The sequence below is a fragment of the Brevundimonas sp. DW-iso22 genome (assembly GCF_058725425.1).
Window position 1 is genome coordinate 234,576 of sequence record NZ_JBZXEB010000007.1, and the last position, 15,804, is coordinate 250,379.

A 15,804-nucleotide genomic window follows, 5' to 3' on the forward strand; every position below is an offset into this window, starting at 1 on the left:
GCCTCAGCCCGCGGGTTCTTCAGAGACCCGGACCAGCAGCTTGCCGTCGTGGTCGCCAGTGAACAGTCGGTTCAGGCTGTCCAGTGCACCATCAAGCCCATCGTCGACGTGAACCTTCCACTTGACCTGCCCGCTCGCCAGCCAAGGTCCCATCTCTTCGATCATCTCCTTGGCGCGATGGGCGTAGTCCAGCACCAGGAATCCCTGAACGTTCAGCCGGTGGGTGATGATGCGCGAGAAGTTGGGCGACGGCGGCATCTTTGTCGCATTGTAGGCCGAGATCAGGCCGCACACCGCCATCCGGCCGTGAGTCTTCAGACGGTTGAAGACGGCGATCATGATGTCGCCGCCGACGTTCTCGAAATTCAGGTCGATGCCGTCCGGCGCCAGACGATCCAGGGCCTCCCCGACATCCTCGCTCTTGTAGTCGATGGCAGCGTCGAAACCGAGTTCACCGGTCAGCCAGTGGCATTTCTCGGCCCCGCCCGCGATACCGATGACGCGGCAACCCCGGGCCTTGGCGATTTGTCCGGCGATGGAACCGACCGCGCCGGCTGCGGCCGAGATGACCAGAGTTTCGCCCGCCTTGGCCTTCAGGACATCTGTCACCCCGAAATAGGCGGTCATACCGGTCATGCCGAGCACGCTCATGTTCGCGGTGAGGGGCATGCCCGGCGCACGGTGTATCCGCGACACTGCGCTGTCAGGAATGGCGGCATAGTTGGACCAGCCGCCCGCAGCGGTAGAGACGATGTCGCCTTCCTTGTATCGCTCGGACCGGCTTTCTTCGACCACACCCAAGGTCAAGCCGCGCATCACTCCGCCAAGAGGCACGGCGGGCAGGTAGCCCTCGGCATCGTTCATCCAGGTGCGGTTGGTGGGGTCCAGAGAGAGATACACGGTACGAACCAGGACCTCGCCGTCCTGTGGCGTCGGTACCTCGCCGTCGACCAATTCTAGGTCACGGGGCTGGATCAAGCCTTTGGGGCGCTGGCGCAGGACCCACTGACGATTGATGCGAGCCATATCGGTCTCCTCAGGTTTTCTTTCGAGACGCGCATAGTGGTCAAGCGGGCGGCAGTGTCCAGTCGGTCTGGCGGCACAGGCAAAGAAACGGCGGTTCCGACATCGGAACCGCCGTGTGAGGTGGCATCATCGAGAATGAGCGCGAAGACGACAGACTGACTAGCGCCAGTCTCAAGTCGGGGGGGCGTCGTCGCCTTCGCATGACGTGAACGGACCTCGCAGACTCCGGTTCCGTGAAATGCAAACTTTCCATTTGAAAGTGACGGGGAGAAGACGGCCGGAACAGGGCCGCCCCCGCAGCGTTCCAAGGATGAAACCTACACTCAAGCTACAGGATTAATTGAGATGACCGACCCCTCACCGCACGACAAGGCTGCCGATGCCGTCCACGAGGGGCGTCCGGTTAATGCAAAATACGTCCGTGGCGGGCGTCCAGGGGGACGCATACTCGTTCTTCTGGTCATCTCCACGGCCGCGGTGGCAATACTTTTGCTGGGTATGTGGTTCGTAAGCCAGGGCGGCTTTGCCAATACCAACGCCAACGTCGGCGGACAGGCCGTAGATTCACAGGCCTTCGACGGTGACTCGGTCACGCCCCCAGCAGCCGATGCGCCCACTACCTCGACGGGGGAGCCGACGGCACCAGGCACGGGTGACGCACCCAATGTGAACGCCCCGACGACATCGGCTGAGCCATCCCGCTAACGGGACGTTGTTCATACGCAATAAGGGCCCGGTCGGCGACCGGGCCCTCTTTCTAGGCGCTGAAGTGCAGGCCCGCAGCAGGCGTCAGGCGGCCTGTTTCTGGCGCGAAGGGTGGAAAAACAGCGCCTGGCTGATCGCCGCCTTTACAGTTTCCGGCTGGAAAGGCTTGGTGATCAGGAAAGTCGGCTCGGGCCGCTCTCCCGTCAGCAGGCGTTCCGGGAAGGCGGTGATGAAGATCACCGGCACATCAAAGCGCTTCAGGATATCCTTGACCGCATCAATTCCCGACGACCCGTCGGCCAGCTGGATATCGGCCAGGACCAGACCCGGGCGATGACGGGCGACGGCATCCACGGCCTCATCATGGGTGGTGGCCGTGGCGGTGACACGGTGTCCAAGCTCGGTGACCAGGCTTTCAATATCGGCCGAGATGATGGCCTCGTCCTCGATGATCAGGACGTCGGTCGCCAGTTCGGCATCGATATCGGACTGGGCCTCGGCGATCAGGCGCTCGACCTGATGAGCGTCGGCATCCAGGATTTGCGCGGCCTCCGAAGGAGTGAACCCCTCCAGTGCCGTCAGCAGAAACGCTTGGCGCGATCGAGGCGATATTCTCATCAACCGGGTCGAGGCGTCGCCGTCGTCCATGCCGCTGCGGTCTTCCAGCTGCGCTCCGGTGGTCGTCCAGATTGTGTGGAAGACGTGATACAGTGCAACACGGGGCGTCATATCGGTCGACAGCTGGCGCTCGCCTGCGGCCAGGGCTTCCAGCGCGACGCGGACATAGTTGTCGCCGGTCGTCTGATCACCCGTGAGGGCGCGCGCATAGCGCCGGACATAGGGAAGGTGTGGCGCAAGGCGGGCCAGAAGGCTCATGTAGTATAGTCCCCGACAGGAAGTAGGCCCCTGACAATGAGGCCTTCGCAAGCCGCGTCAACGTGCCAATCGGGCAACGGTTCCCGCTCGGCACCGCAAGCTTGAGCATTAAACCTGTGTCATCTAGGAACCGCCCCCGGTGTGCGGCGTTCCGGGCCGACAACAGAGTCCAGGCGGCGACCGAATCTTGATGACAAACGATACCAATCCATCCGGCAAGTCCGACACCGCCAAGGGGCCAGGGCTTGAAGAGGCGCGCCTTCGACAACAGGCCATTGGCGTCAAGTTGCGCCATCTGTTCGACGATGTGGTCAACGAGCCTGTGCCTGACGAGTTCCTGGACATCCTGCGCCGCGCCGACGAGCGCGGGAGTGACAAGGCGTGAGCGCCCACAAACCTGCGCCGCCCAAGCCTGATTCTGCTGACGATGGTGCCTTCAAACGCGAACTGGTCACGCTGATTCCGCACCTGCGCGCCTTCGCGCGGACGCTGACGGGGGATCCGACGGCCGCCGACGATCTGGCACAGGATGCCATGATGAAGGCCTGGGATGCGCGCGCCAGCTATCAGTTGGGCACCAACATGAAGGCCTGGACCTTCATGATCCTGCGCAACCAGTTCTACTCGGAAAAGCGTCGGTCGTGGCGTCAGTCTCAGCTCGACCAGGAAGCCGCAGAGCGCACCCTTGTCGCCGTGGACGATCCGGAATCCCCCCTGGCGCTGGACGAGCTGCGTCAGGCGCTGAACACCCTGCCCGAAGAACAGCGTGAAGCGCTGATCCTGGTCGGTGCCGGTGGCTTTGCCTATGAAGAAGCCGCCGAAATCTGCCAGTGCGCCGTCGGCACGGTAAAAAGCCGGGTCTCTCGCGCCCGCAAGGCTTTGCTGGCCACACTGGAAGCCGGGGCCTATGGCCGTGACGGACGGGCCGCTGGCGATGCCATGCGCTCCATTCTGGCGGCTGCCGATCGCCTGAGCGGCACCCCGGATCGATAGGGTGGCAAGGCTGGCCAGGGCGTTTGGACGGCGGCGCGGATCGCGCCTGCACGGCATCCGCTTTCGCCTGGGTCTGGCCATGGCCGTGGCCCTGCTGCCGATTCTCGTGCTCGGTGCCTTCCAGGCCAACCGGGCCTTCGAGGCCCAGGACGCAGATCAGCGCGCGGATCTGCAACTGGCCGTCGAGCGTACTTCGGCTACTGCAAAGGCGCGGCTGGATAGCACCAGCGTGCTCCTCCAGGCCCTGCGCCCAGAGGCGCTGGAGCTGTTCTGCCGTCCTCGCCTGACCTCTCTGGTTCAGCGTCTGGAAGACATTGACGGTCTGGCTCGTCTCAGCGCGACGGGCCAGACGACCTGCGCGTCGCAGAACCTTTCGGAGCCCCTGCCTGCATGGCTGTCGCAGGCCGCAACCACCGAGTGGTTTCGACGCCTGCGGGCGGGTGAGGACACCATCCTGACCCGTGCCCCCGACGTTGCTGGCGCACCCCCCAGTCTGATCGTCGCCATCCGGCTGGAGCGGCCGATGGGGTCTTTCAACGGGGTGATGCTCGCCGTCGTACCCCTGTCGAGACTGCAGCCAGACATCAATGACCCGGCTCTCCCTGAGGGCTCCCAGGCGGCCCTGACTGATGCGAGCGGAAGACTTCTGACCGTCACCGACCGCGACGCCTTCCTGCTGCGCAACGGCTCGGCCTTGGACGGCTGGGTTGAGCAAGTGGGGGACACGCGATCGACCATCTTCGAAGGCCAAGACACGCTTGGCCGCAACCGCGTCTATGCCGGCACCGCCGTGGCGGGCCGCGATCTCTATGCGCTTCTGTCAGCCCCCTCGCCCGACCTGCTGTCCTGGGCCCGGCTGAATCCGCTGGGGGCCTTCTTCGCGCCGGTGCTGGCCTGGCTTCTGGCGCTGATGTCCGTGACCTGGGTCAGCGAGCGGATCGTGGTCCGCTGGCTGGTCTATCTGGAGCGGATCGCGGCCCTCTATGCCAAGGGCAAGTTCAGCGTCCGGCCGACACAGGCCGTGCATGCCCCCGCCGAAATCCGCAACCTGGCCAGCACGCTGAACGATCTGGCCGACACGATTTCTGCCCGCAACCAGAGCCTTACCGCCTCGCTGGAGGAGAAGGATGCGTTGATGCGCGAGATCCACCACCGGGTGAAGAACAATCTGCAGATCATCTCGTCCCTGCTGTCGATGCAGCAGCGAGCCCTGACCGACGCCCCGGCCAAGGCCGCGGTCGGCGACACCCGCCAGAGGATCGCGGCGCTCGCGCTGATCTATCGCACCCTCTACCAGAGCGACGACCTGCGCTATGCGGATGCGCGGGTGTTCCTGACCGATCTGGTCGGCCAGCTGATCGCGGGAGAGGCGGGGCGCGGACCGGTCGTGACCTCGTCCGTCGAAGCGGATTCTCTCGTCGTGGATCCCGACAAGCTGGCCCCCCTGGCCCTCTGGCTGGTCGAGGCTGTCAGCAATGCCCAGAAGCATGCTTTCGCCGGACGCGGTGGCGACCTGAAGGTCCGCTTCAAGGTGGATGGCGACACCAGTATCCTCGAGGTCGAGGATGATGGACCGGGCGTCAGCGAAACCGAACGAGCAGGCGTCGGCCGCACCCTGATGGGGGCCTTTGCCAAACAGCTTCGCGGCACGGCCGAAATGGTGCCTTCGCCCTCGGGCGGCACCCTCGCGCGGATGACCTTTGCCACGCCGGAAGCGATTACGCCGATTGATCCATCCGACCTGGGAACCTCCACCACACGAAGGCATTGATAGCCTCGACACAGCGTTTTCTGTTTCGAGGAGCCTACCATGCGCAAGATTTTCATTCTGGTCGCCGCCGCCGCAGCCCTGACCACCGCTGCCTGCAACACGGTTTCGGGCGTGGGCCAGGACGCCGCTGCCGCCGGTAACGCCGTCACCGGTGCCGCCGAGGAAGCCAAGAACTAGGTCTTACGACCTAAGACAGTTCCCGACCGCGTTTCCCCCCGACGTGCGGTTCGGTTGAAGAAGGCCCGCCGGTCCCCCCACCGGCGGGCCTTTGCTATTTCCGCCCTCGATTTCCAGCGTTAAGCAGGGACGGCGAGGGGCGCTACAGACGACCCCGCATGATCAGACGCGGGGAGGCGTTTCATGGCCAAGACGACGACAGCCGACACGGATGATGCCGAGGGGGCGGGCCCCGGCCTGCGCACCGTGGTCGGGGCTTCGGCCGCCGGTACCGCTTTCGAATGGTACGACTTCTTCATTTTCGGATCTCTGACCCTGATCATCGCCCGGCACTTCTATGCCGATGTGGGCGAAGCCACGGCCTATATCCTGGCCCTTCTGACCTTCGGCGTCGGCTTCGTGGTGCGCCCCTTGGGCGCTCTGGTCTTCGGCTGGTTCGGCGACAGGACGGGGCGCAAGACGACGTTCCTGGTCACCATCACCCTGATGGGTGTGGCCACCGTCGCCATCGGACTGTTGCCCGACTATGATCAGATCGGCATCGCGGCACCCATCCTGCTGATCTTCCTGCGCATCGTTCAGGGGTTTGCCTTGGGGGGCGAATACGGCGGGGCGGCCATCTATGTCGCCGAACATGCACCGCCGAAGAAGCGTGGCTTCCTGACCGGCTGGATCCAGACCACCGCCGCCATCGGCCTGATCATGGCGCTCAGCGTCATCCTGATCACCCGCGCCATCCTGGGGGTCGAGGCCTTCGACGCATGGGGCTGGCGCATCCCCTTCCTGCTGTCCTTCTTCCTGCTGGTCATCTCGCTGTGGATCCGGCTCAAGCTGCATGAGAGCCCGGCCTTCAAGCGGATGGTGGCCGAAAGCACCGAACGCCAGGCCCCGTTCCGCGAGAGCTTCGCCACCTGGAAGATCGGCAAGTTCGTCCTGATCGCCCTGGTCGGCATCATGTTCGCCCAGGGGGCCGTCTGGTACGCCGGCTATTTCTACACCCGCTTCTTCATGGAGCGGGTGCTGAAGATCGAGGTCTCGACCGTCGACAGCCTGATCCTGGCGATCACTGTGGCCTCGGCCTTCCTCTATGTCTTCTTCGGCTGGCTATCGGACAGGGTCGGGCGCAAGCCGGTCATGATCGGAGGCATGATCCTGTTTCTGCTCGCGGCCTTCCCTGGGTTCCAGGCCCTGACACGCGCCGCCAATCCGGCCCTGGCCGAAGCCCAGGCGACATCGCCTGTGACGGTCGTCGCCGATCCCGCCACCTGTGCCGTCCAGTTCGATCCGGTCGGCAAGGCCGCCTTCGCCTCGTCGTGCGACCTGGCCAAGAACGTGCTGTCGAATGCAGGCGTCAGCTATGACAATGTCGCGGCCCCGGTCGGTACCCCTGCGGTGGTGCGGGTCGGGTCGGTCGAGATCGCCTCGGTCGAGGGCACCGGCCTGGAGGCCGCTGCGCTGAAGGCCGCCCGCACCGATGTGGAAACGCGCGTGAAGACGGCACTGACCCAGGCTGGCTACCCCACCAAGTCCGACCCCGCGCGGATCAACCTGCTGGCCGTGTTCGGCATCCTGATGATCTTCATGATCGCTGCCACGGCCGTCTATGGGCCGCAGGCCGCGGCCTTGGTCGAGCTGTTCCCCACACGGGTGCGCTATACGGCGATGAGCCTGCCTTACAATGTCGGTACCGGCTGGGTCGGGGGTCTACTGCCCGCGGCCAGCTTTGCGCTCGTCGCCTGGTCGGGGAATATCTATTTCGGTCTGTGGTACTCGGTCGGGTTCACGGCGGTGGCGGCAGCGGTTGCCCTGCTGTTCCTGCCGGAAACCCGGGGTCGCGATCTGAACACCATCGGCGACTGAGCGTTGAAACGCGCTGGCATCATGCTCAACTAGTGATGCTCCAGCTCAAGGATCAGACATGAACACCGCCGCCCGCGACGCCGGACTGAAACTGCTGCGCCAGCACGCCCTGATTGCGGGCAAGGCCATTCCTGCCAATGGCCAGGGCATCGCCGTCGATGACCCGGCTACCGGCGAAACGATCGGCTGGATTCCCGATCTGGGCGTAGCGGAAACGCAAGAAGCCATCGACGCGGCGCACGACGCCTTCGCCGACTGGTCGCGCTCCGACCCGCACAAGCGCGCCGCCTTTTTGCGCGAATGGGCGCATCTAATCGACGAGAATACCGAGGGCCTGGGGGCCCTCATGGCGCTGGAGAACGGCAAGCCGTTCGAGGAGGCCAAGGGTGAGGTCGCCTATGCGAATGGCTTCATCAAATGGTTCGCGGGCGAAGCCGAACGCCTGCTGGGCGAAACCCAGGACAGCCCGCTGGGTCACGTCATCCTGACCTTCCGCGAGGCGGTTGGGCCGTGCGCCCTGATCACGCCCTGGAACTTCCCCGCCGCCATGCTGACCCGCAAGCTGGGGCCTGCGTTTGCCGCCGGCTGTACCGCCGTGATCAAGCCGGCCAGCCAGACCCCCTTCACCGCCATCGCCCTGGCCGAACTGGCCTATGAGGCGGGTCTGCCCAAGGGCGCCCTCAGCGTCGTCACCGGCGATGCGGCGACCATCGGCGGCGTCCTGACCGCATCGCCCCTGATCCGCAAGCTGAGCTTCACCGGCTCGACGCCCGTCGGCCGCAAACTCTCGGAGCAATGCGCCCCGACACTGAAGCGGGTGTCGATGGAGCTGGGCGGGGCCGCGCCCCTGATCGTCTTCGCCGACGCCGACATCGACCTGGCCGTGGCCGAGACCATCAAGGGCAAGTTCCGAAACTCGGGCCAGACCTGCGTCTGTCCCAACCGCGTCTATGTCGAGGCCTCGATCGCCGAGACCTATGCGCACAAACTGGCCGAGGCCGTGGCCAAGATCCCGGTCGGTCCCGCCTTCGAGGACGGGGTCAAGGTCGGCCCCCTGATCGAGGACAAGGCCATCGCCAAGGTCGAGGAGCATTTGAAGAAGGTGCAGGCTTCGGGCGGCAAGGTCCTGACCGGCGGCCAACGCCACGCCCTGGGCGGCCGTTTCTTCCAGCCGACGGTGAGTTTGGGCGGAGACGACAAGCTTTTCCGCGACGAGGAAACCTTCGGCCCCCTGATCCCCGTCTTCCCGTTCGACAGTGAGGACGAGGTCCTGGCCAAGGCCAATGACAGCGAATTCGGTCTGGCCTCCTATCTGTTCACCCGCGACCTGGACCGCGCGTTCCGCATCGGCCGCCGGATCGAGGCGGGCATGTGCGGCATCAACACCGGCCTGATGTCGACGGCCGTCGCGCCATTCGGCGGTGTAAAATCCTCCGGCTACGGCCGCGAAGGCTCCACCCACGGTATCGACGAATATCTGGACATCAAGGCCCTGACCTTGGCCCTGAAGTGAGGCGGCGGCAGTTTCAGCCCCTCGTCTGGCCGGTCGCCGTTCTGATCGCCTCGGGTGTCACGCCCTCATGGCCGAGGCGACGGCGCGGTCGGCTCAGACCGTGACCTTGTATGGCCTGATCAAGATAACCAGTGATTTGATCCTGCTCATCGGCGTGGTCTGGGCCGTCATAGCGCTGGTTCAGATCGCTCGGAGGCCAGGTCGCAAAGGTGTCAAACCGGCAAGGCCCCGCGCTTGACCACCGTCCGCATCGCCACGCTGGACGAGACCCGCGTCACGCCGGGGATGCGGGTCAGCTCGCGCGAGTGGACCCGCTCCAGGTCGTCCACGTCGCGCACGACCAGCCGCAGCAGGTAATCCGAGCCGCCCGTCATCAGATAGCACTCCACCACCTGGGGCACGCCGGTAATGGCGGTCTCGAAGGCGGTCAGGGCGCTCTCGGCCTGGGACGACAGGGTCACGGTCACGAAGACGCTGATCGGTAGCCCCACGGCCCGCTCGTTGATGATGGCGGCATAGCGGCTGATGACGCCCTCGGCCTCCAGCGCCCGGAGACGGCGCAGGCAGGCGCTTTCGGACAGGTTCACCGCGCGTGACAGGTCGCTGTTGGTCATGCGCCCATCGGACTGCAGGGCGCGGATCATCTTGCGATCAGTGTCATCCAGGGTGACGGCAGAAATCGTCTTCAAGGCACACTCCGTTCGCAGCTTCTGCGACTGTATGCCGATCAGTCGCCGAAAAGAACAGGAACCTGCGTCAAATCACTCGCTAGATTGCGCTCGAAACGCGGTCGGCCTTACCGACCCCTCATCACAGGAAACGTCCCATGCGCGTCGGTGTCCCCAAGGAAATCAAGAAGAACGAACACCGCATCGGCCTGACGCCGACGGCGGTGCGCGAATACGTCGCCCACGGCCACACGGTCTCGATCGAGACAGGTGCAGGCCTGGGTGCAGGCTTCACCGACGAGGACTACAAAAAGGCCGGGGCCGCCATCGTCGCCGATGCGGCCACCGTCTTCGCAAACAACGACATGATCGTGAAGGTCAAGGAGCCCCAGAAGGTCGAATGGGAAATGCTCCGCGAGGACCAGATCCTGTTCACCTATCTGCACCTCGCGCCCGATCCCGAACAGACCAAGGGGCTGTTGGCGTCCAAGTGCGCCGCCGTGGCCTATGAGACGGTGACCGATGCCAAAGGCGGCCTGCCGCTGCTGGCTCCCATGTCCGAAGTCGCCGGCCGCATCGCCGTCTTCTCGGCCGCCGAGACCCTGCTGAAGCACAATGGCGGCATGGGGCTGCTGTTCTGTGGCGTTCCGGGCGTGGCTCCGGCGCGGGTGCTGGTGCTGGGCGGCGGCGTCGTCGGGCTGAACGCGGCGCGCATGGCCATGGGCCTGGGGGCCGAGGTGGTGGTGCTGGAACGCTCCATCCCGCGCATGGCCTATATCGACGAAGTTACCCAAGGCCGGGTCATCACGCGCTACTCTTCGATCAATGCGATCGACGAGGAGATGGTCAAGGCCGATGTGATCATCGGTGCCGTGCTGGTTCCCGGAGCCTCGGCTCCGAAATTGATCAAGCGCGAAGATCTGAAGGCGATGAAGAACGGCTCGGTTCTGGTCGACGTCGCCATCGACCAGGGCGGCTGTTTCGAAACCAGCCACGCCACCACCCACGAAGACCCGACCTATGAGATCGACGGCGTGGTCCACTACTGCGTGGCCAACATGCCGGGTGCCGCCCCGCGCACCAGTTCCGAAGCCCTGAATAACGCCACCCTGCCGTTCGGCCTGGCCCTGGCCAACAAGGGCCTGGACGCCCTGCAGTCGGACCCGCACCTGGCGCGCGGCCTGAACGTTCTAAAGGGCGAGATCACCTATCCCGCCGTGGCCGAGGCCTTGGGCATGAGCTGGAGTGACCCGTACGGGGTCTGGCCGAAGAACTGAGGACAGCTAGATGAGCGCCCCCTCACGGTTTGTGAGGGGGGCTGCTCTACCGCCTGTAATTCTGCTCGCAGTTGCGGCATAAGTCCGCGATGAAGTTTCTCGACCAGGCCAAGATCTACATCCGCTCCGGCAATGGCGGGGCGGGTGCCGTTTCCTTCCGGCGCGAGAAGTTCATTCCCAACGGCGGACCGGACGGGGGTGACGGCGGCAATGGCGGCAATGTCTGGATCACGGCGGCCGACGGGCTGAACACCCTGATCGACTTCCGCTATCAGCAGCATTTCAAGGCCGCGACCGGCACCCACGGCATGGGCCGCCAGATGCACGGGGCCAAGGGCGAGGACGTGATCCTGAAGGTCCCCGTCGGCACCCAGGTGCTGGACGACGACAAGGAGACGGTGCTGCTGGACATGGACGTCGCCGGCAAGACCGAGATGCTGCTGAAGGGTGGCAACGGGGGCTGGGGCAATGTCCGCTTCAAGGGCCCGCAGAACCAGGCCCCCAAATACGCCAACCCCGGCCAGGAAGGTCAGGAACGCTGGATTTGGCTGCGGCTGAAGCTGATCGCGGACGTGGGCCTGGCCGGCCTGCCCAATGCGGGCAAGTCGACCTTCCTCGCCGCGGCCAGCGCGGCCAAGCCCAAGATCGCGGACTATCCCTTCACGACCCTGGTGCCCAATCTGGGCATGGTGGATCTGTCGCCGACCGAGCGGTTCGTCATCGCCGACATCCCCGGCCTGATCGAAGGGGCCAATGAGGGTGCCGGTCTGGGCACGCGCTTCCTGGGCCACGTCGAACGCTCAGCCAGCCTGATCCATCTGATCGACGGGACACAAGAGGATGTAGCCGAGGCCTACCGGATCATCCGGCACGAGCTGGACGCTTACGGCGCAGGTCTGGCCGACAAGACCGAAATCCTGGCCCTGAACAAGATCGACGCCTTGACGCCAGAAGTACGCGAGGAGAAGGCGGCGGAGCTGGAGGCCATCGCCGGACGCCGTCCCATGCTGGTCTCCGGCGTGTCGGGCGAGGGCGTGACGGAGCTGCTGCGCGCGGCCTGGAACGAGGTGCGCAAGACACGCGGCGATATCATCATGGTCGATGACGAGGAAACGGTCGCGGATACGCCCGGAGGGTGGGCCCCTTGACCCTTTCCGATCCGCCCATCGCCGCAACCGCCATCGCAGCGGCCAACCGGATCGTTCTGAAGATCGGATCCTCTCTGCTGGTCGATCGCAAGACCAATGCGGTCGACCTGGTCCGGCTGCGCGGGCTCGCCGCCGACATTGCGGGCTTCCAGGCCGAGGGCAAGCAGGTGCTGGTCGTCTCATCCGGGGCCGTGGCCCTGGGAAGGCGGCGCCTGGGCAATCTGGCGCGCGGCCCCGGCCTGGAAAAAAAGCAAGCCGCCGCCGCTACCGGCCAGTCGATGCTGATGCATGCCTGGGAATCGGTCTTCGACCCCCACGACATCATCGTCGCCCAGATCCTGCTGACGCGGGACGATACCGAGACGCGGCGCCGCTGGCTCAATGCCCGCGCCACCGTGGGAGCCCTGCTGGATATGGGGGCCGTCCCGATCGTCAACGAGAACGACACCATCGTCACCGACCAGATCAAATACGGCGACAATGACCGGCTTGCCGCCCGCGTGGCCCAGATGATCAGCGCCGACCTGCTGATCCTGCTGTCCGATGTCGATGGCCTTTACACGGCCGATCCGCGGGTCGATCCCCAAGCCGAACACATCCCCTATATCGAGACCCTGACCCCGGAACTGGAGGCCATGGCCACCGGGGCCAATGCCGATGCGGGTGTCGGGACCGGCGGCATGGCGACCAAGCTGATGGCGGCCCGCATCGCCGCCGAGGCCGGTTGCGCCACACTGATCGCCCAGGGACGGCCCAAGACACGTAGCGCTCCAACGCTTGAAGAGGGTCGCCGCTGCACCCTGATCGCCCCGGCCACCACGGTGAAGGCGGCGTACAAGCAATGGATCGGCGGATCGCTCGCCACGCGCGGGCGACTGACGATCGACAAGGGATGTGCCCGCGCCCTCACCCGCGGCAAGTCTCTGCTGGCCGTCGGGATCACGGCCAGCGAAGGCGATTTCAGCAAGGGCGATCCCGTCGAGATCTTCAACGAGGTGGGCGTGGAGATCGCGCGGGGGCTGGTGCGCTACGACGCCAAGGATGTGGCCAAGATCATCGGCGTCCGCTCCGGTGAACTGAAGGCCGCGCTGGGTTATGCGGGCGGTCCGGTGGTCATTCACGCCGATGATCTGGCTCTGCGAGAGACCGCCGCCCCTTGAAACCCTGCGGTTAGGGCCGACCTTAAAGAGATGATCATGACACAGGACGCCCCCGCCCCGACCGCAGACTCCTCTCTCCCCGACGACATGGCCGCCATGGGCCGACGCGCCCGGGCGGCGGCTCGCGCCCTGGCCCTCGCCGGGCCCGAAACACGTACGCGAGCCATCGCAGGAATGGCTACAGCTCTTCGGGCCCGGGCAAGTCAGGTCCTGGCCGCCAATGCCGCCGATCTGGACGATGCCCGCGCCAAGGGCATGGCCGGGGCCATGATGGATCGCCTCGCCCTGGATGAGAAACGGCTGGAGGGCGTGATCGGCGCGCTGGCATCCATCGCGGCCATCCCCGACCCGGTCGGGGTCGAGACGGCGCGCTGGACGCCCGAGAATGGCCTGGACATCGCCCGTGTCCGCACCCCCATCGGCGTGCTGGCCATCATCTATGAGAGCCGCCCCAACGTCACCGCCGATGCCGCCGCCCTCGCCGTTCGCGCAGGCAATGCGGTGATCCTCCGAGGCGGGTCCGAATGCCTGCGGTCCAATCTGGCGATCCACGCCGCCCTGACCGAGGGACTGCAAAGCGCGGGCCTGTCGCCCGACACCGTCCAGATCGTCACCACGCGCGACCGCGCCGCGGTGGGCCACATCCTGACCGGGCTGGACGGCGCGATCGACCTGCTGATCCCGCGCGGCGGCCGATCGCTGGTGGAGCGTGTGAAAAACGAAGCCCGCGTCGCCGTGCTCGGCCACCTGGAGGGCGTCAATCACGTTTATGTCCACGCCAGTGCCGATGCCGACATGGCCCGCGCCGTGGTTCTGAATGCCAAGATGCGCCGCGTCTCGGTCTGCGGGGCGGCCGAGACCCTGCTGATCGACCAGGCCGCCGCCGACACCCTGCTGCCGCTGATCGCCCGCGACCTGACCGAAGCCGGCTGCGAACTGCGTGGCGACCCCGCCGCCCGCGCCCTGGTCCCCGCTGCGACAGCCGCCAATGACGACGACTGGTCGACGGAATACCTCCAACCCATTCTCGCCGTGAAGGTGGTGGACGGCCTCGACGCCGCCCTTGACCACGTGGCCCGCTATGGCTCGGGCCACACAGAGTCGATCGTCGCCTCCGACGAGGCCGCCATCGAGCGCTTCCTGGCCGAGGCCGACGCTGGTATCATCCTGGCCAACGCCTCCACCCAGTTCGCGGACGGCGGCGAGTTCGGCTTCGGCGGCGAGATCGGCATCTCTACAGACCGCCTGCACGCCCGCGGCCCGGTCGGTGCCGAGCAGCTGACCAGCTTCAAGTATGTGATCCGGGGTCAGGGTCAGACGCGGCCCTGAGGTGCGCAGCCGTCCGGCGACGGACAATCACGCGCGACACGCCGCGATCTGCGTGTTAGGGCGCGAGTGAGCATAAGTCCGCGCGAGCCCTGCCGCCTTGTCCTTCTTTCACGCCGGCCCCGCGCCCCGCACGTCTGGACCCCGCAAGGGTGCCCTGCGAGATGGCCTGACCCTAAGCCCCGGCATGACGGTCGGGCTGTTCGGCGGCTCGTTCAATCCGGCCCATGACGGTCATGCCCATGTCGCCGAAACCGCTATGCGCCGCCTGGGTCTGGACCGGGTCGTCTGGCTGGTCTCACCCCAGAACCCTCTGAAGGATGCCCGCGACAGCGCACCTCTGAACCAGCGCATGGCCTCGGCCCGTCGGGCGGCGGACGCCGCTGCGCGTGGACCGGTCATGGTCGTGTCGGATGTCGAGACCCGGATGGGCACACAATGGACCATCGATACCCTGAGGGTTTTGGTGGCCCGTTACCCCGGGGTGCATTTCGTCTGGCTGATGGGCTCCGACAATCTGGCCAGTTTCCACCGCTGGCGCGGGTGGACGGATATCATGCGGCTGATGCCCGTGGCTGTCATCGCACGGCCCGGCAGCTTGCTGGACAGCCGTACCGCGCCCGCCGCCGCCCGCTTTGCCGGAGCCCGCATTCCCGCTGCCCGTGCTGGGCTGCTTCCCTTTATGGAAGCCCCCGCCTGGACCTATCTGACCGCACCGCTGAACCCGCGTTCGTCGTCAGCAATTCGGGCCGTAAGGGGCGTGGGTGACGCCGCCCCGCATTCGTGATAGGCTGCCGCTTTAGTAATTCCCCCGGAGCCTTCCGCTGACCCCCTCGACCGCGCACGATGCGCATGATGAAGCCGTTTCGAACACGGCGCACGAAATGGACGCCATTCCGCCCATCCACTCGGAAGACGGCCCCTACGAGAGCGGTTCCCAGGCCCCCCTTCCTGTCGGCTCGACCCCTCTGGAGCAGGCCATTCTGGCCAAGCTGGACGACGACAAGGCCCAGGACATCATCCTGATCGACCTGAAGGGCAAGTCGCCCATGGCCGACAGCATGATCATCGCCTCCGGGCGGTCGCATCGTCACGTCGGGGCCCTGGCCGACCACCTTCAGCGCACGCTGAAGGAAGAAGGTCTGGGCAAGGTCAAGGTTTCTGGTCTGCCGCACTGCGACTGGGTGCTGCTGGATGCGGGCGACGTCATCGTCCACCTGTTCCGGCCCGAGGTTCGCACCTTCTACAACATCGAGAAGATCTGGTCGGTCGACAGCGGCCACCGCGTCGACAGCCGCGACTAG

Annotated in this window: 16 protein-coding genes; 13 read left to right on the forward strand and 3 right to left on the reverse strand. The window is 65.7% G+C overall.

Features of this window, described 5'->3' with window-relative positions:
* Positions 1-3: 3 nt before the first annotated feature.
* Entirely contained in the window at positions 4-1,026 is a 1,023-nt protein-coding gene (locus tag AC4PRM_RS13545; RefSeq protein ID WP_487921426.1) for an NADP-dependent oxidoreductase, read from the reverse strand.
* A 345-nt stretch (positions 1,027-1,371) separates the two neighbouring features.
* Between AC4PRM_RS13545 and AC4PRM_RS13550 the strand changes: the two genes are divergently transcribed.
* Positions 1,372-1,731 (forward strand): hypothetical protein, encoded by a 360-nt coding sequence (locus AC4PRM_RS13550; RefSeq protein WP_373256449.1) that lies wholly within the window; start codon positions 1,372-1,374, stop codon positions 1,729-1,731.
* An 84-nt stretch (positions 1,732-1,815) separates the two neighbouring features.
* On the opposite strand, the gene phyR is transcribed toward AC4PRM_RS13550, so the two are convergent.
* Entirely contained in the window at positions 1,816-2,607 is a 792-nt protein-coding gene (phyR, locus tag AC4PRM_RS13555; RefSeq protein ID WP_492040265.1) for an anti-anti sigma factor/receiver protein PhyR, read from the reverse strand.
* Between the two features lie 190 nt (positions 2,608-2,797).
* Here phyR and nepR point away from each other — a divergent pair, with 190 nt between their 5' ends.
* The 6 genes from nepR (at position 2,798) to AC4PRM_RS13585 (ending at position 8,921) form a co-directional block, all read left to right on the forward strand.
* Positions 2,798-2,992 carry an anti-sigma T factor NepR gene (nepR, locus tag AC4PRM_RS13560; RefSeq protein ID WP_373256452.1) on the forward strand — a complete coding sequence of 65 codons (195 nt, stop codon included), beginning with the start codon at positions 2,798-2,800 and terminating at the stop codon, positions 2,990-2,992.
* Positions 2,989-3,600 carry a sigma-70 family RNA polymerase sigma factor gene (locus AC4PRM_RS13565; protein WP_373256454.1) on the forward strand — a complete coding sequence of 204 codons (612 nt, stop codon included), beginning with the start codon at positions 2,989-2,991 and terminating at the stop codon, positions 3,598-3,600. Before nepR ends, AC4PRM_RS13565 begins: the two co-directional genes overlap by 4 nt.
* A gap of 1 nt (position 3,601) precedes the next feature.
* Positions 3,602-5,371 carry a sensor histidine kinase PhyK gene (gene phyK, locus AC4PRM_RS13570; protein WP_492040266.1) on the forward strand — a complete coding sequence of 590 codons (1,770 nt, stop codon included), beginning with the start codon at positions 3,602-3,604 and terminating at the stop codon, positions 5,369-5,371.
* 39 nt (positions 5,372-5,410) lie between these two features.
* Positions 5,411-5,548 carry an entericidin EcnA/B family protein gene (locus tag AC4PRM_RS13575; RefSeq protein ID WP_373256457.1) on the forward strand — a complete coding sequence of 46 codons (138 nt, stop codon included), beginning with the start codon at positions 5,411-5,413 and terminating at the stop codon, positions 5,546-5,548.
* Positions 5,549-5,731: 183 nt separating this feature from the next.
* On the forward strand, positions 5,732-7,408 hold the full coding sequence (locus tag AC4PRM_RS13580) for an MFS transporter (RefSeq protein WP_492040267.1): 1,677 nt from the start codon (positions 5,732-5,734) through the stop codon (positions 7,406-7,408).
* Positions 7,409-7,466: 58 nt separating this feature from the next.
* The gene (locus tag AC4PRM_RS13585; protein ID WP_492040268.1) at positions 7,467-8,921 is read left to right on the forward strand and encodes an NAD-dependent succinate-semialdehyde dehydrogenase; all 1,455 of its coding nucleotides are present in this window, start codon (positions 7,467-7,469) and stop codon (positions 8,919-8,921) included.
* A 212-nt stretch (positions 8,922-9,133) separates the two neighbouring features.
* On the opposite strand, the gene AC4PRM_RS13590 is transcribed toward AC4PRM_RS13585, so the two are convergent.
* Entirely contained in the window at positions 9,134-9,601 is a 468-nt protein-coding gene (locus AC4PRM_RS13590) for an Lrp/AsnC family transcriptional regulator (RefSeq protein ID WP_373256800.1), read from the reverse strand.
* Between the two features lie 146 nt (positions 9,602-9,747).
* Here AC4PRM_RS13590 and ald point away from each other — a divergent pair, with 146 nt between their 5' ends.
* The 6 genes from ald (at position 9,748) to rsfS (ending at position 15,804) form a co-directional block, all read left to right on the forward strand.
* Positions 9,748-10,866: an alanine dehydrogenase gene (gene ald, locus AC4PRM_RS13595; RefSeq protein ID WP_492040269.1), complete on the forward strand. Its 1,119-nt coding sequence runs from the start codon at positions 9,748-9,750 to the stop codon at positions 10,864-10,866.
* Between the two features lie 89 nt (positions 10,867-10,955).
* Positions 10,956-12,014 carry a GTPase ObgE gene (obgE, locus tag AC4PRM_RS13600; RefSeq protein ID WP_492040270.1) on the forward strand — a complete coding sequence of 353 codons (1,059 nt, stop codon included), beginning with the start codon at positions 10,956-10,958 and terminating at the stop codon, positions 12,012-12,014.
* Positions 12,011-13,174 (forward strand): glutamate 5-kinase, encoded by a 1,164-nt coding sequence (proB, locus tag AC4PRM_RS13605; RefSeq protein ID WP_487921421.1) that lies wholly within the window; start codon positions 12,011-12,013, stop codon positions 13,172-13,174. The genes obgE and proB overlap by 4 nt, the downstream gene beginning before the upstream one ends.
* 36 nt (positions 13,175-13,210) lie before the next feature.
* Complete coding sequence (locus AC4PRM_RS13610) at positions 13,211-14,503, forward strand: glutamate-5-semialdehyde dehydrogenase (protein WP_492040271.1); 1,293 nt, start codon at positions 13,211-13,213, stop codon at positions 14,501-14,503.
* A gap of 97 nt (positions 14,504-14,600) precedes the next feature.
* Positions 14,601-15,287, forward strand: coding sequence for a nicotinate-nucleotide adenylyltransferase (locus AC4PRM_RS13615; RefSeq protein WP_492040272.1), 687 nt, complete (start codon positions 14,601-14,603; stop codon positions 15,285-15,287).
* Between the two features lie 97 nt (positions 15,288-15,384).
* Entirely contained in the window at positions 15,385-15,804 is a 420-nt protein-coding gene (rsfS, locus tag AC4PRM_RS13620) for a ribosome silencing factor (RefSeq protein ID WP_373256467.1), read from the forward strand.